Origin of the sequence: Prevotellamassilia timonensis, assembly GCF_021531665.1 — a bacterium.
GTDB lineage: Bacteria > Bacteroidota > Bacteroidia > Bacteroidales > Bacteroidaceae > Alloprevotella.
Window position 1 is genome coordinate 1 of record NZ_JADYUH010000172.1, and the last position, 370, is coordinate 370.

The window sequence follows — 370 nt, forward strand, 5'->3', positions numbered from 1 at the left end:
CCTTCGCCCATCATGAACGACTTGTGGAACGCTTCCGCCAACGGGGACTGGCGGTAGAAGGTGCGGTTATGTTCTTCTATCTCAGCCTCCTCCTCTTTGGAAAAGAAGGTCGGCTGACCCGCTGACAACTCTGCCATGACCTGTGCATAGAGTTGGTCGTGGTCTATCGCCTCGCGACTAATCGGCGTCTCCACCATCTGGCAGAAGAAACGGCGCGAACCCGTCGGGTCGGTCAAGAGTTCGGTCATGTTTGACGTACCGATGAAGGCTGCCATGCGGCGCATCAGTCTGTACACGCGGCTGCGCGGCGGCTTCACCCGTACTTCCGTCAGTTGCATGAGGTTCTTCAGCGTAGCCATCTGACGCTCGG

1 protein-coding gene is annotated in these 370 nt (G+C 58.1%); it reads right to left on the reverse strand.

The window, feature by feature from the left end:
- Nucleotides 1–370 (reverse strand): virulence-associated E family protein (locus I6E40_RS10760; protein WP_235387284.1); only part of this gene is annotated, 370 nt, incomplete at both ends.